15 protein-coding genes, 1 pseudogene and 1 riboswitch are annotated in these 15,052 nt (G+C 66.5%); of the genes and pseudogenes, 13 read left to right on the top strand and 3 right to left on the bottom strand.

What is annotated here, in order from left to right:
- Nucleotides 1-147: pseudogene (locus tag AC1DBN_RS20935) on the top strand (IS481 family transposase); the annotation flags it as partial.
- Here AC1DBN_RS20935 and AC1DBN_RS20930 read toward each other — a convergent pair.
- Nucleotides 144-1,412, bottom strand: a complete 1,269-nt coding sequence (locus tag AC1DBN_RS20930; protein WP_397427780.1) for an MFS transporter — start codon at nucleotides 1,410-1,412, stop codon at nucleotides 144-146. The pseudogene AC1DBN_RS20935 and the gene AC1DBN_RS20930 sit on opposite strands and share 4 nt — an antisense overlap.
- Before the next feature lie 224 nt (nucleotides 1,413-1,636).
- Between AC1DBN_RS20930 and AC1DBN_RS20925 the strand changes: the two genes are divergently transcribed.
- Both AC1DBN_RS20925 and AC1DBN_RS20920 read left to right on the top strand, forming a co-directional pair.
- Nucleotides 1,637-2,995 carry an ammonium transporter gene (locus AC1DBN_RS20925; protein WP_056085333.1) on the top strand — a complete coding sequence of 453 codons (1,359 nt, stop codon included), beginning with the start codon at nucleotides 1,637-1,639 and terminating at the stop codon, nucleotides 2,993-2,995.
- On the top strand, nucleotides 2,992-3,330 hold the full coding sequence (locus AC1DBN_RS20920) for a P-II family nitrogen regulator (protein ID WP_015937412.1): 339 nt from the start codon (nucleotides 2,992-2,994) through the stop codon (nucleotides 3,328-3,330). The genes AC1DBN_RS20925 and AC1DBN_RS20920 overlap by 4 nt, the downstream gene beginning before the upstream one ends.
- A 132-nt stretch (nucleotides 3,331-3,462) precedes the next feature.
- Here the strand turns inward: AC1DBN_RS20920 and AC1DBN_RS20915 are convergent, their stop codons facing one another.
- Complete coding sequence (locus tag AC1DBN_RS20915) at nucleotides 3,463-4,866, bottom strand: glucose-6-phosphate dehydrogenase (RefSeq protein WP_477724138.1); 1,404 nt, start codon at nucleotides 4,864-4,866, stop codon at nucleotides 3,463-3,465.
- An 84-nt stretch (nucleotides 4,867-4,950) separates the two neighbouring features.
- Here AC1DBN_RS20915 and ffh point away from each other — a divergent pair, with 84 nt between their 5' ends.
- Nucleotides 4,951-6,534 (top strand): signal recognition particle protein, encoded by a 1,584-nt coding sequence (gene ffh / locus AC1DBN_RS20910; RefSeq protein ID WP_056085337.1) that lies wholly within the window; start codon nucleotides 4,951-4,953, stop codon nucleotides 6,532-6,534.
- A 100-nt stretch (nucleotides 6,535-6,634) separates the two neighbouring features.
- Nucleotides 6,635-7,369 carry an alpha/beta fold hydrolase gene (locus AC1DBN_RS20905; protein ID WP_091720919.1) on the top strand — a complete coding sequence of 245 codons (735 nt, stop codon included), beginning with the start codon at nucleotides 6,635-6,637 and terminating at the stop codon, nucleotides 7,367-7,369.
- A gap of 47 nt (nucleotides 7,370-7,416) precedes the next feature.
- On the opposite strand, the gene thiC is transcribed toward AC1DBN_RS20905, so the two are convergent.
- Nucleotides 7,417-9,234: a phosphomethylpyrimidine synthase ThiC gene (thiC, locus tag AC1DBN_RS20900; protein WP_477724137.1), complete on the bottom strand. Its 1,818-nt coding sequence runs from the start codon at nucleotides 9,232-9,234 to the stop codon at nucleotides 7,417-7,419.
- Nucleotides 9,229-9,336: riboswitch (TPP riboswitch) on the bottom strand. It overlaps the preceding gene by 6 nt.
- A gap of 92 nt (nucleotides 9,337-9,428) precedes the next feature.
- Between thiC and AC1DBN_RS20895 the strand changes: the two genes are divergently transcribed.
- The 8 genes from AC1DBN_RS20895 to rplS all read left to right on the top strand — a co-directional run bounded on the left by AC1DBN_RS20895 (nucleotide 9,429) and on the right by rplS (nucleotide 14,967).
- Nucleotides 9,429-10,511 (top strand): amidohydrolase family protein, encoded by a 1,083-nt coding sequence (locus AC1DBN_RS20895; RefSeq protein WP_091720916.1) that lies wholly within the window; start codon nucleotides 9,429-9,431, stop codon nucleotides 10,509-10,511.
- Between the two features lie 102 nt (nucleotides 10,512-10,613).
- A complete protein-coding gene (locus AC1DBN_RS20890; RefSeq protein ID WP_091720913.1) occupies nucleotides 10,614-11,489 on the top strand; it encodes a VOC family protein in 876 nt (291 codons plus the stop codon).
- 96 nt (nucleotides 11,490-11,585) lie between these two features.
- A complete protein-coding gene (locus tag AC1DBN_RS20885) occupies nucleotides 11,586-12,026 on the top strand; it encodes a hypothetical protein (protein ID WP_091720911.1) in 441 nt (146 codons plus the stop codon).
- A 225-nt stretch (nucleotides 12,027-12,251) separates the two neighbouring features.
- The gene (rpsP, locus tag AC1DBN_RS20880) at nucleotides 12,252-12,662 is read left to right on the top strand and encodes a 30S ribosomal protein S16 (protein ID WP_091720908.1); all 411 of its coding nucleotides are present in this window, start codon (nucleotides 12,252-12,254) and stop codon (nucleotides 12,660-12,662) included.
- Nucleotide 12,663: 1 nt separating this feature from the next.
- Nucleotides 12,664-12,906 carry an RNA-binding protein gene (locus AC1DBN_RS20875; RefSeq protein WP_015937404.1) on the top strand — a complete coding sequence of 81 codons (243 nt, stop codon included), beginning with the start codon at nucleotides 12,664-12,666 and terminating at the stop codon, nucleotides 12,904-12,906.
- 108 nt (nucleotides 12,907-13,014) lie between these two features.
- On the top strand, nucleotides 13,015-13,560 hold the full coding sequence (gene rimM / locus AC1DBN_RS20870) for a ribosome maturation factor RimM (RefSeq protein WP_314213436.1): 546 nt from the start codon (nucleotides 13,015-13,017) through the stop codon (nucleotides 13,558-13,560).
- Nucleotides 13,561-14,370, top strand: a complete 810-nt coding sequence (gene trmD, locus AC1DBN_RS20865) for a tRNA (guanosine(37)-N1)-methyltransferase TrmD (RefSeq protein WP_314213434.1) — start codon at nucleotides 13,561-13,563, stop codon at nucleotides 14,368-14,370.
- A gap of 237 nt (nucleotides 14,371-14,607) precedes the next feature.
- Nucleotides 14,608-14,967: a 50S ribosomal protein L19 gene (gene rplS, locus AC1DBN_RS20860; protein WP_091720898.1), complete on the top strand. Its 360-nt coding sequence runs from the start codon at nucleotides 14,608-14,610 to the stop codon at nucleotides 14,965-14,967.
- Nucleotides 14,968-15,052 lie beyond the last annotated feature (85 nt).

Below are 15,052 nucleotides of genomic sequence, written 5' to 3'. Positions count from 1 at the left end.
TACGCCAGACCCTACATAACAGAAGCCGAACGCGCCGCCGCCTACCCAGACTGGCTACACGCATACAATCACCACAGAACCCATACCGGCATCGGAGGCAAAACCCCCATCAGCCGCGTTCACAACCTCAGTGGGAATTACAGCTAGCCCTTCTTCCGGCCCGCTGCGTCCTGTGACGTGGCGGGCCGAAGTGTTTCCGGCGTGGCCAGCCACGCAACGACGGCCAGTAGCAGGACCCCGCCCGTGACACCGAAAGCCCAGCCGAAGCCCAGCCGGTCCGCGAGCACACCGGCCAGGACGGGGCCGACGATCGCACCGACGTCGGACGTCATCTGGTAGACCGCCAGTACCTTGCCGCCGGACCGGCCGCTGCCGATTACATCTGCGACGGCGGCCTGCTGGGCAGGACCGAACAGGCCCGAACCGATGCCGGCGAGTGCGGAGGCGGCAAGGAACCATGGCAGGCCCGGGGCGAAACCGATGCCCGCGGTGGCCAGCCCCGCCACCGCCAGCCCCCACATCATCATGGGCCTGCGTCCCAGCGAATCCGCCAGGCGGCCGGAGAATGACAGCGCCGCTGCATTGCCTGCCGCGAATACTGCCAGGGCCAGCCCGGCCGCCTCGGGACCGGCGCCGAAGGCCGCCGCAGCAAACAGCGGGACGGTGGCCATCCGGACCCCGAACGTAGCCCACCCGTTGGCAAAACTGGATGCCAGTGCGGCCCGGTAAGCCCCGCTCCGCAGGGCCTCGCCGAAGGGCATATCCGGCGCCCGGTTGGCCGCCGGTCCGGAGCCGCGCCGCTGGTGGCTCAGCTGCGTTTGGACCACCGCTGCCGCGATGACCAAGGCAGCCGCGTACGCAAGGAACGGAACCCGCAGGCCAAACCCCGCAAGCAGGCCGCCGACGATCGGTCCGCAGACGTTGCCGATCAGGAACGCGGAGGCGTAGGCGCCGGACACCCTGCCCCGGCTCTCCGGCGGCGCCAGCCGGACCACGAGGGCCATGGAAGCGACCGTAAACATCACCGAACCTGCACCGCCCAGTCCACGGAACAGCAACAGCTGCCAATAACTCCCGGCAAAGGCGCAGGCCGCCGTTGAGGCCGCCACGATGAGCAACCCCGACACATAGACCGGCCGTTCCCCGAGTTTGGCGATCAGGGCACCGCCGGCCGGGGCGAAGATGAGCCGCATGAACGCGAAGATGGCCACGATCACGGCCGCTTCCGTATTGCCCACACCGAATGTTGTGGCGAATTGCGGCAATACAGGCGCAACAAGCCCGAATCCCAGCGCGATCAGGAACGCGGCGGCCAGCATCACCTTGATATCGCGGGGAAGCTTGTCCCGGCCGGGCCGCAGGCGGGCCAGGATCCTTGAAGCGGTGCCGCTGGCGCGGGCTTCTGCCATCATGATGCACGGTTCCTTGCAGGGTGGGGCGCCGGCTGCCGGCGGGAGTGGTGAAACACAACCGTAACAAGGCGGATATGCACCATTTACTTCCTAGAGGTTGTTGTAACAGTCCGGCAATCTAAATCCTCTGCGGGCGAAACACGCCGCCGACACACTCGTTACAGGACGCAAAGGGCGTTGGCAGGCGGAGGACTCCGCAAGATTCGGAAGAGAGGACGTGCACCATGGAACTTACCGCAGGTCACGTTTGGCTCATGGTGTCGGCAGCGCTCGTGCTGTTCATGACACCGGGCCTGGCATTTTTCTACGGCGGCATGACGCGTGCCAAGGCAGCACTGAACATGATGATGATGAGCTTCATCTCCATCGGCATGGTCGGCGTGGTCTGGATTCTGTGGGGCGCTTCCATGACGGGCGGCGAAGGCTTCCTGCAGATCGTGGGAAACCCGTTTGCCACCTTCGGGCTTGAAGGCATCGATACGCCGGACGGGCTCATCAAGGCGGGATTCGCGGCAACCTTCGCCATCATTACCGTTGCGCTGATCAGCGGCGCTATCGCTGACCGCGCCAAGTTCGGCGCCTGGAGCGTCTTCGTCCCGGTCTGGGTCACCCTGGTCTACTGCCCGCTTGCCTACATGGTGTGGGGCGGCGGCCTCTTCGGTCCCGAGGGAGCAGTGGGTAAGGCCCTCGGCCCCGCTATCGACTTCGCCGGCGGCACCGTGGTTCACATCAACGCCGGTGTTGCGGCGCTGGTTCTGGTCCTGATCATCGGCAACCGCAAGGGCTTCGGCAAGGATCCCAACCACCGCCCGCACAACATCCCGTTCGTCATGCTGGGCGCTGCCATCCTGTGGTTCGGCTGGTTCGGCTTCAACGGCGGCGCTGCCACCACTGCGGAGCAGGGCGGCCTCATCTGGGTGAACACCTTGGCCGCTCCCGCCGCTGCCATGCTCGGCTGGCTCGTCACCGAGCGGATCCGCGACGGCCACCCCACGTCCCTCGGCGCCGCTTCCGGTGTGGTCGCAGGACTTGTGGCCATCACCCCGGCCTGCGCCAACGTCAGCCCCGTGGGTGCCCTCGGCCTCGGCGTCGTGGCAGGCGTGGCCTCCGCGCTGGCGGTGGGCCTGAAGTTCCGCTGGGGCTTCGACGACTCGCTGGATGTTGTTGGGGTCCACCTCGTGTCCGGCATCATCGGCACCGTTGCCCTCGGCTTCATCGCACTGCCCGCCGACGGTGTGGGCGGCGGCCTCTTCTACGGCGGCGGCTTCGCCCAGCTGTGGGCACAGCTCGCAGCGGCAGGCATCGCGATTGCTTACTCGGCCATCCTGACGGCGATCATCGCGCTGGCCATCCACAAGACCATGGGCTTCCGGGTCTCGCAGGAACAGGAAACGGTGGGTGTGGACCTCAGCCTGCACGCCGAGACCGCCTACGAGTTCGGCCTCTCCGGACACGGCGGAAGCTTCCAGCCGCTGCATGACATGATCACCGGCAAGAACCAGGCAGAAACCGCCGGCAGCGCCGCTGCAGCAGATGCCAAGAAGCCAGAAACCGCAACAGGCAAGGAAAGCGTGGGGGCATGAAACTGATCACCGCAATCGTCAGGCCCGAGAAGCTTGAAGCAATCCGGGAAGGCCTGGAGGCCTACGGAGTGCAGGGCCTGACGGTCAGCGCAGCCAGCGGCTACGGCCGGCAGCGGGGCTACACCGAGGTGTACCGCGGCGCCGAGTACAACGTGGACCTCCTGCCCAAGATCCGGGTAGAGGTGCTGGCTACGGACGAGCAGGCCGATGACATCCTGGACGTCATCATCGCCAGTTCCAACACCGGCAGGGCAGGTGACGGAAAGGTCTGGACCATGGATGTCTTTGAAGCAGTCCGGGTCAGGACCGGCGAACGCGGCGTAGCCGCCATCTAGGACAGTCATCCGGCCGGCCCCTGCCACAGGGGAACGGGCAGACAGAAGCGGGGTGGGCGGGAACCGGAAGGTTCCCGCCCACCCCGCTTCCGCTCTTAAGGAGTGCGGGCCGGCCTCAAAATCAGCCCCCGCTCACTGCCCTTCCCGGGAGGTGGCCCAGGCCGCCGGACCCGCCGACCCGGCGTCGTACCCCTCAAGGGGAACGGAACCCTGCGCCCAGGCCTGAAGTACCGGTTCAACGATGCGCCAGCAATCCTCGGCGGTGTCACCCCGCACGGACAATAGCGGGTCCCCGGTCAGTACGCCTTCAAGGACCTCACCGTAGGGGAGGAGGTCGGAGGCGCTCAGCTCCGCCTCGAGGGTGACCCGGCCGAGGCTGAAAATGTTTCCGGGGCCGTTGACGTCAACATCGAACTCCAGGGTGTCCGGCCCGAATCCGATCCTCAGCTGGTTCGGCGAGTCGACGCCCGTGAAACCCTGCGGCAGGTGCGGCACCGGAAGGAAAGTGATGACAGCCTCCTTCCGCTTCTTGCCCAGCGCCTTGCCGGACCGGAGGATGAACGGAACACCGCTCCAGCGCCAGTTGTCGATTCCAATCCGGATTTCAGCCAAAGTCTCTGTGCCGCGGTCCGCGTCCACGCCGTCCTCGCGGGCATAATCCGGTACCGTCTTGCCTCCCACCGTGCCCGCTCCATAGCGTGCCCGCCGGGTGGAGTCGGTAAACGGCGGCGCCACACTGGCCGCGCGAAGGACTGCGGCAATGGCGTCGCGAAGGTCCCGCTCACCCAGGGTTGCCGGCGGTTCGATGGCCAGGAGGGCCATCACCTGCAGGAGGTGGCTTTGGATCATGTCCCGCAAGGCGCCAGCACCGTCGTAGTACCGTGCCCGGCCCTCCAGTGCGAGATCCTCGTCGAAGAAGATTTCCACCTTCTCCACGTGCCGCCGGTTCCATACCGGCTCCAGGAAGTTGTTGGCGAAACGCAGTCCCAGGATGTTCAGGACCGTGGCTTTCCCCAGGAAGTGGTCCACGCGGTGGATGTGGTCCTCCGGAACCAGCCGGGCAAGCGTCCTGTTCAGGGACCGCGCCGACTCCTCGCTGGAGCCAAAGGGCTTCTCCATCACCAGCCGCGTCCCCGCCGGCACCTCCCCGGGCTGCAGCGCTTCGCACGCCAGCTGGCTGATCCTGGGCGGCAGCGCGAAATAGACGGCGGTGGGGCCGTCGAGGCTTTCCAGCAGGGAAGCGAGGGCGCCGGCGGCTGTGACATCGAGCTGGTGGTACGCCGTGTCCTTTTCCAGCGCAGCTAGCGCGTCCTTGCCGTCCGGCTCCGCGGTCTCCGCAGCCGCGGCGAAGGAGGACTGCACCCGCTCCCGCCACTGTTCCGGCGTCCAGGGGTCGGATCCGGCACCGACGAGGCGGAGGCCGTCCGCCCGGCCGGCGGCCACCAGCCGGGCCAGTCCCGGCAGGAGCAGCCGGCCTGTGAGGTCGCCTGAGGCGCCGAGGATGAGCAGGGTCTTGACAGTTGTTTGGCTCGTCATTTTGCCAGCATGCCATCTGGCGTGCCCGACTTGGTACCCTAGATAGTCGAGTCCCGATCATCTCCTGAAAGAAGTTCACGGCGCGTGTTCAATTCACTCTCTGACCGGTTGACAGCAACCTTCAAGAATCTCCGCGGCAAGGGCCGCCTGACGGAGGCCGACGTCGATGCCACCGTCCGGGAGATCCGCCGCGCCCTGCTGGACGCGGACGTTGCCGTTCCCGTGGTGCGGGAATTCACCAGCCGCGTGCGCGAACGGGCGCTGGGCGCCGAGGTATCAGCGGCGCTGAACCCCAGCCAGCAGATCGTCAAGATCGTCAACGAGGAACTCAAGGAGATCCTCGGCGGCGAGACCCGGCGCATCCGCCTGGCCAAGAACGGCCCCACCGTCATCATGCTTGCCGGCCTCCAGGGCGCGGGCAAGACCACCCTTGCGGGCAAGCTGTCCAAGTGGCTGAAGTCCCAGGGCCACAGCCCCATGCTGGTGGCGTGTGACCTGCAGCGGCCCAACGCCGTCACCCAGCTGCAGGTGGTGGGCCAGCGGGCCAACGTCCCTGTTTTCGCCCCGCACCCGGGTGCAACCTCAACCGAGCTGGAGCAGCCGGCGGGCGATCCCGTGGCCGTTGCCCGGGCCGGCGTGGAGGAAGCCCGCCAGAAACTGCACGACGTCGTCATCGTGGATACCGCAGGCCGCCTCGGCGTCGACGCGGACATGATGGAGCAGGCGCGCCAGATCCGCCGGGCCATCGTGCCCAACGAAGTCCTCTTCGTCATCGACTCGATGATCGGCCAGGACGCCGTGAACACGGCCCTGGCGTTTGACGAGGGCGTCAACTTCACCGGCATCGTCCTGTCCAAGCTCGACGGCGATGCCCGCGGTGGTGCCGCGCTGTCCGTCTCCTCGGTCACCGGCAAGCCCGTCATGTTCGCGTCCACCGGTGAGGGCCTGGACGACTTCGAGTTGTTCCACCCGGACCGGATGGCCTCGCGCATCCTGGACATGGGCGACGTCCTCACGCTCATCGAACAGGCCGAGAAGTCCTGGGACAAAGACGAAGCTGCCCGGATGGCGAAGAAGTTCGCCGACCAGGAAGACTTCACCCTGGACGACTTCCTGGCCCAGATGCAGCAGATCCGCAACATGGGCTCCATGAAGAAAATGCTCATGATGATGCCCGGCGCCCAGAACATCCGCCAGCAGCTGGAGCAGTTCGACGAACGCGAGATCGACCGCGTTGAAGCGATTGTCAGGTCCATGACCCCGCACGAACGCGTGGCCCCCAAGATCATCAACGGTTCGCGCCGCGCCCGTATCGCCCGTGGTTCCGGTGTGCACGTCTCCGAGGTCAACGGCCTGCTGGAACGCTTCGCGCAGGCCCAGAAGATGATGAAGAAGATGGCCCAGGGCGGCATGCCCGGGATGCCAGGCATGCCCGGCCTCCCCGGTGCCGGCGGCGGGGCCCGGAAGAACGCGAAGAACGCGCCGAAGAAGAAGGCCCGGTCAGGAAACCCGGCCAAGGCCGCCCAGGAACGCAAGGACGCCGAAGCGCGTCGCGCCAACGCATCCAAGGCCCTGCCCACCGGAGCTTCCTTCGGCCAGCAGTCCGGTGACTTTGACCCTTCCCAGCTGAACCTGCCCAAGGGCTTCGACAAGTTCCTGGGCAACTAGGAACACTGCCGCCTAGTAGCGCCAAGTGTCGTTGGAAACGTCCCAACGACACTTGGCGCTATTTCGTTAAGATGCCGGCGCCGTGGAATAGGGTTGGGGGATGTTCAAGCAGAGGGTAGTGTTCGTGCACGGCTCGGGGAGCTTCGGCGCCGCCGCCTGGCCCCGGCAGCACGGCATGGCGTTGATGTACGACGCCCTGTTCCTCCGCCGGCACGGATACCACAGCACCGCCGAACCCCTGGAGTCCTCCTTTGCGGAGGACACGGCCATCGTGCTGCGTTCCCTGGGCGATGACGGGCGGGGTGCTGCCGGCGGACACGTTGTGGCCCATGCGCAGGGAGCCATTCCGGCCATGATGGCGGCCGTGGAGCGCCCGGACCTCGTGCATTCGCTGACCCTGGTGGAGCCGGCCTGCCTGTCCCTCACCGCGGAGCTGCCCGCAACAGCCGCCCACATCCGGATGATGAAACCGCTGTTCGACGTCCGCCACCAACTCAGCGACGAGGACTTCCAGCGGGAGTTCGTCCGCCGCGTCTACGCCGCAGACCTGCACCAGCCAGCAACCCTGGAGGAGAAGCGCTCTGCCCGCCGGCTGCGGCTGCAGTCCCCTTCATGGGAGGCGCCACTTCACATCGTCCCAGGAGTCCCCACCCTTGTCCTCACCGGGGGTTGGGAACCGCTGTACGAAGAAATCGCCGGGTACCTGAGGGAGACCGGTGCCCTGCACCGTGTCGCCGCCGGCGGGCACCGGCCCCACGACTCAGCGGACGGCAACCGGGCAATCCGGCAGTTCCTCGCCGAGGTCAGCCGGAGTGAACCGGCCCGGGCGTCCTAGCCGCCCGGGCCGGCCACAGCAACCGCCGGTCACCGCCGGCGGCAGGCTCAGCTTCCGGCCGGGACTTTCAGCTCGGGAAGGTACACCTTGCCGCCGGATTCCAGGAACTCCTGGCTCTTCTCCCGCATCCCGGATGCCGCTTCTGCTATCGCGGCCTGCGCCTCCGCCGACCCGTACTCGTTGCGGATGTCCTGGCTGATCCGCATCGAGCAGAACTTCGGCCCGCACATGGAGCAGAAGTGTGCCGTCTTGGCGGGCTCGGCCGGCAGCGTTTCATCATGGAACGCTTCGGCCGTCTCGGGGTCGAGCGAGAGCGCGAACTGGTCCCGCCAGCGGAACTCGAACCTGGCCTTGGACAAGGCGTCGTCCCGTTCGTGCGCTCCGGGGTGGCCCTTGGCCAGGTCAGCGGCGTGCGCGGCGATCTTGTAGGTGATGACCCCGGTCTTCACGTCGTCCCTGTCGGGCAGTCCCAGATGCTCCTTGGGCGTGACATAGCAGAGCATGGCGGTGCCGTAGCGGGCGATCTCGGTGGCGCCGATGGCTGATGTGATGTGGTCGTAGCCGGGAGCTACATCGGTGACCAGCGGCCCCAGGGTATAGAACGGCGCACCCTTGCACAGTTCCTGCTGGCGCTCTACGTTCTCCCGGACCAGGTGGAACGGGACATGGCCCGGCCCCTCCACCATCACCTGCACGTCATGCTTCCAGGCGCGCTCCGTCAGCTCGGCCAGCGTGTCCAGTTCCGCGAACTGCGCAGCGTCGTTGGCATCCGCGGTGGCACCGGGGCGCAGGCCGTCACCCAGCGAGAACGCGACGTCGTACCGGGCAAAGATTTCACACAGCTCATCGAAGTGCGTGTAGAGAAAATTCTCCTGGTGGTGCGCCAGGCACCAGCCCGCCATGATCGACCCGCCCCGGGACACGATGCCGGTAACCCTGTTGGCGGTCAGCGGCACGTAGCGGAGCAGGACGCCGGCGTGGACAGTCATATAGTCCACGCCCTGTTCACACTGTTCTATGACGGTGTCGCGGAAGATTTCCCACGTGAGGGCGTTCGCCTCGCCGTTGACCTTTTCCAGGGCCTGGTAGATGGGCACGGTGCCGATCGGCACGGGGGAGTTGCGGATGAGCCACTCCCTGGTGGTGTGGATGTCGTCGCCCGTGGACAGGTCCATCACCGTATCGGCACCCCACCGCGTGGCCCACTGCAGCTTGTCCACCTCCTCGGCGATGGAACTGGTCACGGCGGAGTTGCCGATGTTGGCGTTGATCTTCACCAGGAAAGCCTTGCCGATGATCATCGGTTCGGACTCCGGATGGTTGATGTTGTTGGGGATGATCGCCCGTCCGGCCGCCACCTCACTCCGGACCAGTTCCGGATCACAGTTTTCCCGCAGTGCCACGAACCGCATCTCCGGCGTCACCACGCCCTTCCGGGCATAGTGCATCTGGGTGACAGTCCGGCCGTCGACGGCGCGGCGGGGCACCGGGCGCCCGCCTTTCCACTCCGCGGAGGCGGCGCCGCGGCGTACGGCCGAGCGGCCGTCGTCGAGCAGGTTCCGTTCCCTTCCGCTGTACTCTTCCGTGTCAGCGCGCGCCTCAATCCATTCCGACCGGAAGGGGCTGAGGCCGCGCACGGGGTCGCTTCCCGGCCCCGCTGTCCGGTAGGTGCGGAAAGGGGCGTTTGGCTGCCCGTTGGGCGAGGGCTCCAGCGCGATCTCCGTGACCGGGACACGGATCCCGCGCTCCGGATCATCGATGTAGGCCAGCGAGTGCGACTTCAGGGACTGGGTGACAGGCACTTCAGGCGTGGCTCCGGCGGGGTGGTTTTGGGCAGGGGTCAGCACTGTTTTGGGTGTATTCAAGGAATACTCACTTCCTTCGCCGGCATTACCCGGACAGGTTCGACGGTCGCAGGCCGCGTCAGCCCGATCTCAGCCCCTGCAAGGGCACCCGTGTGGTCAGGAACGAAGCTACCACACGCCCTGCAGGGACAAGCGCTAACGGCCCTGTCACATTTGCCGGTGCTAGCCTGACCGGGCAGGAAGAGGAGGCATCCATGCCCTACATCATTGGTTTCAGCGGCACCGCCCTCACGGGACCGGACAGCGAAAGGCACGGCCTCTGGTCCGTGGACGGACGCCTGACGTTTACCCGCCCGGAGGCCGGTCCGGACGTTGTGCTCGACGGCTGGGTGCTGCCCGGCTTCGTCGACGCCCACTGCCACATCGGCCTGGGCCCTGCCGGCCCGGTGGACGCCGGGGAGGCCGAAGCCCAGGCCCGTGCCGACCTGGACTCAGGAACGCTGCTGATCCGGGACGCGGGATCGCCCGCCGACACCCGGTGGATGCAGGGTGGCCGCGACTTTCCGCTGCTGATTCGGGCCGGCAGGCACGTCGCCCGGACCCGCCGCTACCTCCGGGGCTTCGCCCAGGAGGTCGAGCCTGAAGGCCTTGTGGAGGCCGTGCGCAAGCAAGCCCGCGACGGCGACGGCTGGGTCAAGCTCGTCGGGGACTGGATCGAGCGGAGCGCCGGCGACCTCGCACCCTCCTTTCCCGCCGGCGTCGTCCGTGATGCGATCAGTGCCGCACACGACGAAGGTGCCCGCGTCACCGCCCACTGCTTCGCCGAAGACACCCTGGACCAGATGCTCGACGCCGGGATCGACTGCGTCGAACACGCCACCGGCCTGCTGCCCCGGCACCTGCCGCGGTTTGTGGAGCAGGGCGTCCCCATCGTTCCGACGCTGGTCAACATCGCCACGTTCCCTGATATTGCCGCCCAAGCCAGGCCCAAGTTTCCGGTGTACGCCGACCACATGCTGGCGCTCTGGGAACGACGGCTGGAACGCATAGGGGAGGCCTGGGAAGCCGGAGTGCAGATCTTCGCCGGAACGGACGCCGGCAGCGTGATCCGTCACGGAAGGATTGCGGACGAAATCCTTGCCCTGCACGCGGCTGGGTTGCCCGCAGCCGAGGCGCTCAACGCGGCCAGCTGGGCCGCCCGGGCCTGGCTGGGTGCTGACGGGCTGACGGAAGGGGCGCGGGCCGACGTCGTGCTGTTCCGGAACGATCCCCGGAGGACCCTGGACACCGTGGCGCACCCATCCCACGTGGTTTTGGGTGGCCGCGTGGTCCGCTAAGCACAACATCCACCCCGCACTTGGAATAAATTGAAGCTTCAAGTAATTTTAACTCATGACAGGCCGCCTCATCCGGACGGCCTCCAGTAGAGGGAGCGTTCAATGAGTGCAGAAGCCACCAGCCAGGATCTTCTTCCTGCCGACCTCGCCATGGGCACCGTGATGCTCAAGGTCGGCAACATGAAGGTCATGACCGACTACTACCAGCGCGCACTGGGGCTCGAGGTGGTCGCTGAGCAGGACGGCGGCCTCTACCTCGGCCGCCTCGGCAAGCCCCTGGTCCATCTCGCCCCGGCCCCCGGCCTCACCATCCCCGGCAGGGGAGAAGCCGGCCTGTTCCACACGGCCCTCCTGTTCGAAGACCAGGCGGCGCTCGCCGCCACGGTGGCCACCGCAGCCCAGTTCGAGCCCCGCTCGTTCACGGGCAGCGCCGACCACCTGGTCAGCGAGGCCTTCTACTTCAGTGATCCCGAAGGCAACGGCATCGAGCTCTACTGGGACCGCCCGCGAAGCAACTGGTCCTGGAACGGCACCGACGTGGTCATGGACAGCCTGGCGCTGCCGCCCCAGCGCTACCTGGAACAGCACCTCTCCGAAGAATCCCTCCAGGGGCAGCGGCAGACCACCGCCGGAGTGGGCCACGTCCACCTCCAGGTAGGCGACGTCCAGTCCGCCCGCGACTTCTACGTGGGAACGCTCGGGTTCGAAAAGACCGCCGGCTGGCACGGGCAGGCCCTCTTCGTCTCCGCGGGCCGCTACCACCACCACATGGCCATGAACGTCTGGAACAGCCGCGGCGCCGGTCCGCGGAAAGACACCCTTGGCCTCGGCGAGGTCCTCATCGAGGTGCCGTCCGGTGACGACGTCGGCGCGCTCGCTGACCGCCTGAAGGTCGCCGGGGTCTCCTCGCACCACACCGGGGCTGAGTTGCGCTTCGAGGATCCGTGGCGCAACAGCATCCGGGTTGCGGTGCGCTGAGCACCCCTTACGCGTACTAGGCTGAAGCCGATAGACCGGGGACGCCAGGCGGGTGTCCCCGGCGCGCCGGACAGTACACGGAAGAGGTCACTTCCCATGGGTTTTACCGAAATCTTCGTAGCCACACACGATGCCGCGTTGAAGCGCGCTGGAACCCTTGACAGTGGGGGCACCCCGCCGGCCGCCGACGCGGTCCGGATCCCCGGTATCAGCGACTTCGAAGTGGAGCAGCTCGGAGACCTGGCCGGTACCGCGGTCCACGCGGGCGGCGCCGACTACGAGCTGACGATGGTGGACGTAGCCAGTGATTCCCTGCTGGCCGTCCCCCCGGCCATGGTCCGGGCCCTGGCTGACCTGCTTACCTACGAAACTGAGGGCGAGGGCGACGTCCTCGAGGACGTCGCTGCGCAGTGGGCGGCGCAGGATGACATGCCGTTCGACGCCGGGCAGGCGCAGGCCTACATCCGGCAGGTTGCTGAACTGGCCGGCGGAATCGGCGATTCGGAGCGGTCGGGACTGTACGTCTGGTCAGCCTGACCTTCCCCTTGCAGGACAATCCGGGGAAGCGACGGCGCCGTCCCCGCGGGCCCTGGGTGTCAAGTCGAAATCCTCCCGCTGATCTGGCACAATAGACAGGTACTCGATCTGCGTGGCCCCTCTCTCCGCGTCTGGATCCTGTCCTTAGAACCCGCAAGTACGGCCCGCCCCACGGGTGCAGAACGCCGGGTTCACCCCTTTTCTGAAACAGGAGTGACCACAAAAGTGGCCGTAAAGATTCGCCTTAAGCGCTTCGGCAAGATGCGCGCCCCGTACTACCGCATCGTCGTCATGGACTCACGCGCCAAGCGTGACGGCCGTGCCATCGAAGAGATCGGCAAGTACCACCCCACCGAAGAGCCCTCGTACATCGAGGTCGCTTCCGAGCGTGCACAGTACTGGCTCTCCGTCGGCGCCCAGCCGTCCGAGCAGGTTGCCGCCATCCTCAAGATCACTGGTGACTGGCAGAAGTTCAAGGGCCTCCCGGGCCAGGAAGGCACCCTGAAGACCAAGGGCGAGAAGGAAGCCTTCGTCGCACCGGAGAAGGGTTCCGTCATCATCCCGGAAGCCATTACCAAGAAGGCCTCCAAGACTGAGGCAGCCGAAGCCGAAGCAGAGACCACCGAGGCTGAGTAAGTTGCTGGCAGACGCGCTGGAGCACCTGGTCCGCGGAATCGTTGATTCCCCGGACGACGTCACGGTCAATTCGAAGAACAACCGCCGCGGGGATACCCTCGAGGTTCGTGTTCACCAGGATGACCTGGGACGGGTGATCGGCCGCCAGGGCCGCACGGCGCGTGCACTGCGCACCGTCGTGGCAGCGCTGGCCGGCGGCGAGCCGGTCCGGGTCGACGTTGTCGACACCGACCGCCGCCGCTGAGCGTCCGGCAACACCAGTTTTGCTCTCCGGCCCCTCCACCATCTGGTGGAGGGGCCGGAGTTTTTTCACGAACCAACACAATATGCACCAACCCGAACAGAGGAACATATGCAGCTCCAGGTGGCCCGCATCGGCAAGCCCCACGGCATCCGCGGGGAAGTCACGGTCCAGGTAATGACCGACGCCCCTGGGGACCGTTTCGTCCCCGGCGTGGAGTTCGTGGTGGAGCCGGCGCAGTCCGGGCCGCTGACAGTCAGCAGCGCCCGCTGGAACAAGGACATCCTGCTGCTGGCCTTCGAGGAAATCGAGGACCGCAACCAGGCTGAGACGCTCCGCGGCGCCAAGCTCTTCATCGAAACAGCGGAACTGGACGAGGACGATGAGGACGGCTGGTACGAGCATGAGCTGGTAGGCCTCGAAGCCAGGGTGGGCAGCACGGTGGTGGGCAAGGTGACTGCCCTCAACACCGCACCGGCGCAGGACCTGCTGATGGTCACCACCCCGGGCGGCGAGGAGATCCTGATTCCCTTCGTCGAGCAGATTGTCCCCGAAGTCAATGTCAGCGACGGCTACATCCTCCTCACCCCGCCGGACGGGCTCTTCGAAGTCAACTCCGGCGAAGCCGCACCGGCGGAACCGGAAGGCACCGACTAGATGCGCATCGACGTCGTCAGCATCTTTCCCGAGTACCTGGCGCCCCTGGAGCTGTCCCTGATCGGCAAGGCACGCCAGGACGGCATCCTGGACCTGCGTGTCCACGACCTCAGGTCGTTCACCACGGACCGGCACCGTACGGTGGACGACACTCCCTACGGGGGCGGCGCGGGCATGGTCATGAAGCCGGAGCCGTGGTCCCAGGCGCTTACCGCTGTCGCCGAAGCCCGGCCCGGACACCAGGGCAAGCCCGTCCTCATCGTTCCGTCACCCGCAGGGGAGCGCTTCACGCAGGCCCTGGCCCACGAGCTGGCCGGCGAGGAGCACCTGGCCTTCGCCTGCGGACGCTACGAAGGCATCGATGAACGCGTGATCGAATGGGCCGGCGACCACTTCGACGTGCGGCCCGTAAGCCTGGGCGACTACGTCCTCAACGGGGGAGAAGTTGCAGTGCTCGCCATGGTGGAGGCCGTTGGGCGGCTGCTGCCCGGCGTCGTGGGAAATCCCGAATCCCTGGTGGAGGAATCCCATTCGGACGGCCTCCTGGAGTACCCGGTGTACACCAAGCCCGCCGTCTGGCGCGACCGTGAGGTGCCAGCGATCCTGCTGAGCGGAAACCACGGCAAGATCGCCCAGTGGCGGCGGCATGAACAGTTCCGCCGGACGTCCGAGCGGCGTCCGGACCTGCTGGAGGCATTCGACGCCGGGAAGCTTCCGAGGGCCGACCGCTCGGCCCTGCAGGAACTCGGCTACGACATCATCGACGGCAGGCCGGTCCGACGGCCGGGCAAGACGGAACCCGCCGGCTGAAGCCGCGCAGGATTGGCTGTACGGGCGCCGCTGTGGCAAAATTAATCCTTGTGTCTGCTGGGTCCGCACCTGCCACAGGGGGAGCGCAACCAACAGCCTGACAACCGGCCTCGTCAACCAGTGAGGCGGCCGGACCACTTACCTTCGGGCGGGATACTCCCAATGCGCCATCGGCGCAGGGCTTTCCCGGCCGTGACCTAAAGTGAATGACCTGTGGCGTTCACCAGGAGTGCAATTATGCATATTCTCGATTCCGTCGATGCAGCTTCGCTGCGCACTGACGTCCCCGCGTTCCGCGCAGGCGACACCCTCAAGGTGCACGTAAACATCATCGAAGGCAAGAACTCCCGCGTCCAGGTCTTCCAGGGCTTCGTCCTGGGCCGCCAGGGTGACGGCGTCCGCGAGACCTTCACGGTCCGCAAGGTGTCCTTCGGCGTCGGCGTGGAGCGTACCTTCCCGGTACACTCCCCGATCATCGACAAGATTGAAGTTGTCACCAAGGGCGACGTCCGCCGCGCCAAGCTTTACTACATGCGTGCACTGCGCGGTAAGGCTGCAAAGATCAAGGAAAAGCGCGACTTCTCCTCTGCCAAGTAAGTCCTTCCGGACCTACGAAGGCTGGGCCGCAGCCGTATCCGGCCAGCGCCGGAGCCATCAGCACCAGCGCCCAGGATACGGACTT

Source organism: Pseudarthrobacter sp. 10T415 (assembly GCF_056394175.1).
This window is presented reverse-complemented; position numbering and strand designations above follow the sequence as displayed.

Bases quoted from the DNA above. Each gene is read 5' to 3' on its own strand.
- AC1DBN_RS20930 (WP_397427780.1), bottom strand. From the start codon at position 1,412: ATGATGGCAGAAGCCCGCGCCAGCGGCACCGCTTCAAGGATCCTGGCC.
- AC1DBN_RS20925 (WP_056085333.1), top strand. From the start codon at position 1,637: ATGGAACTTACCGCAGGTCACGTTTGGCTCATGGTGTCGGCAGCGCTC.
- AC1DBN_RS20920 (WP_015937412.1), top strand. From the start codon at position 2,992: ATGAAACTGATCACCGCAATCGTCAGGCCCGAGAAGCTTGAAGCAATC.
- AC1DBN_RS20915 (WP_477724138.1), bottom strand. From the start codon at position 4,866: ATGACGAGCCAAACAACTGTCAAGACCCTGCTCATCCTCGGCGCCTCA.
- AC1DBN_RS20905 (WP_091720919.1), top strand. From the start codon at position 6,635: ATGTTCAAGCAGAGGGTAGTGTTCGTGCACGGCTCGGGGAGCTTCGGC.
- AC1DBN_RS20895 (WP_091720916.1), top strand. From the start codon at position 9,429: ATGCCCTACATCATTGGTTTCAGCGGCACCGCCCTCACGGGACCGGAC.
- AC1DBN_RS20890 (WP_091720913.1), top strand. From the start codon at position 10,614: ATGAGTGCAGAAGCCACCAGCCAGGATCTTCTTCCTGCCGACCTCGCC.
- AC1DBN_RS20885 (WP_091720911.1), top strand. From the start codon at position 11,586: ATGGGTTTTACCGAAATCTTCGTAGCCACACACGATGCCGCGTTGAAG.
- rimM (WP_314213436.1), top strand. From the start codon at position 13,015: ATGCAGCTCCAGGTGGCCCGCATCGGCAAGCCCCACGGCATCCGCGGG.
- trmD (WP_314213434.1), top strand. From the start codon at position 13,561: ATGCGCATCGACGTCGTCAGCATCTTTCCCGAGTACCTGGCGCCCCTG.
- rplS (WP_091720898.1), top strand. From the start codon at position 14,608: ATGCATATTCTCGATTCCGTCGATGCAGCTTCGCTGCGCACTGACGTC.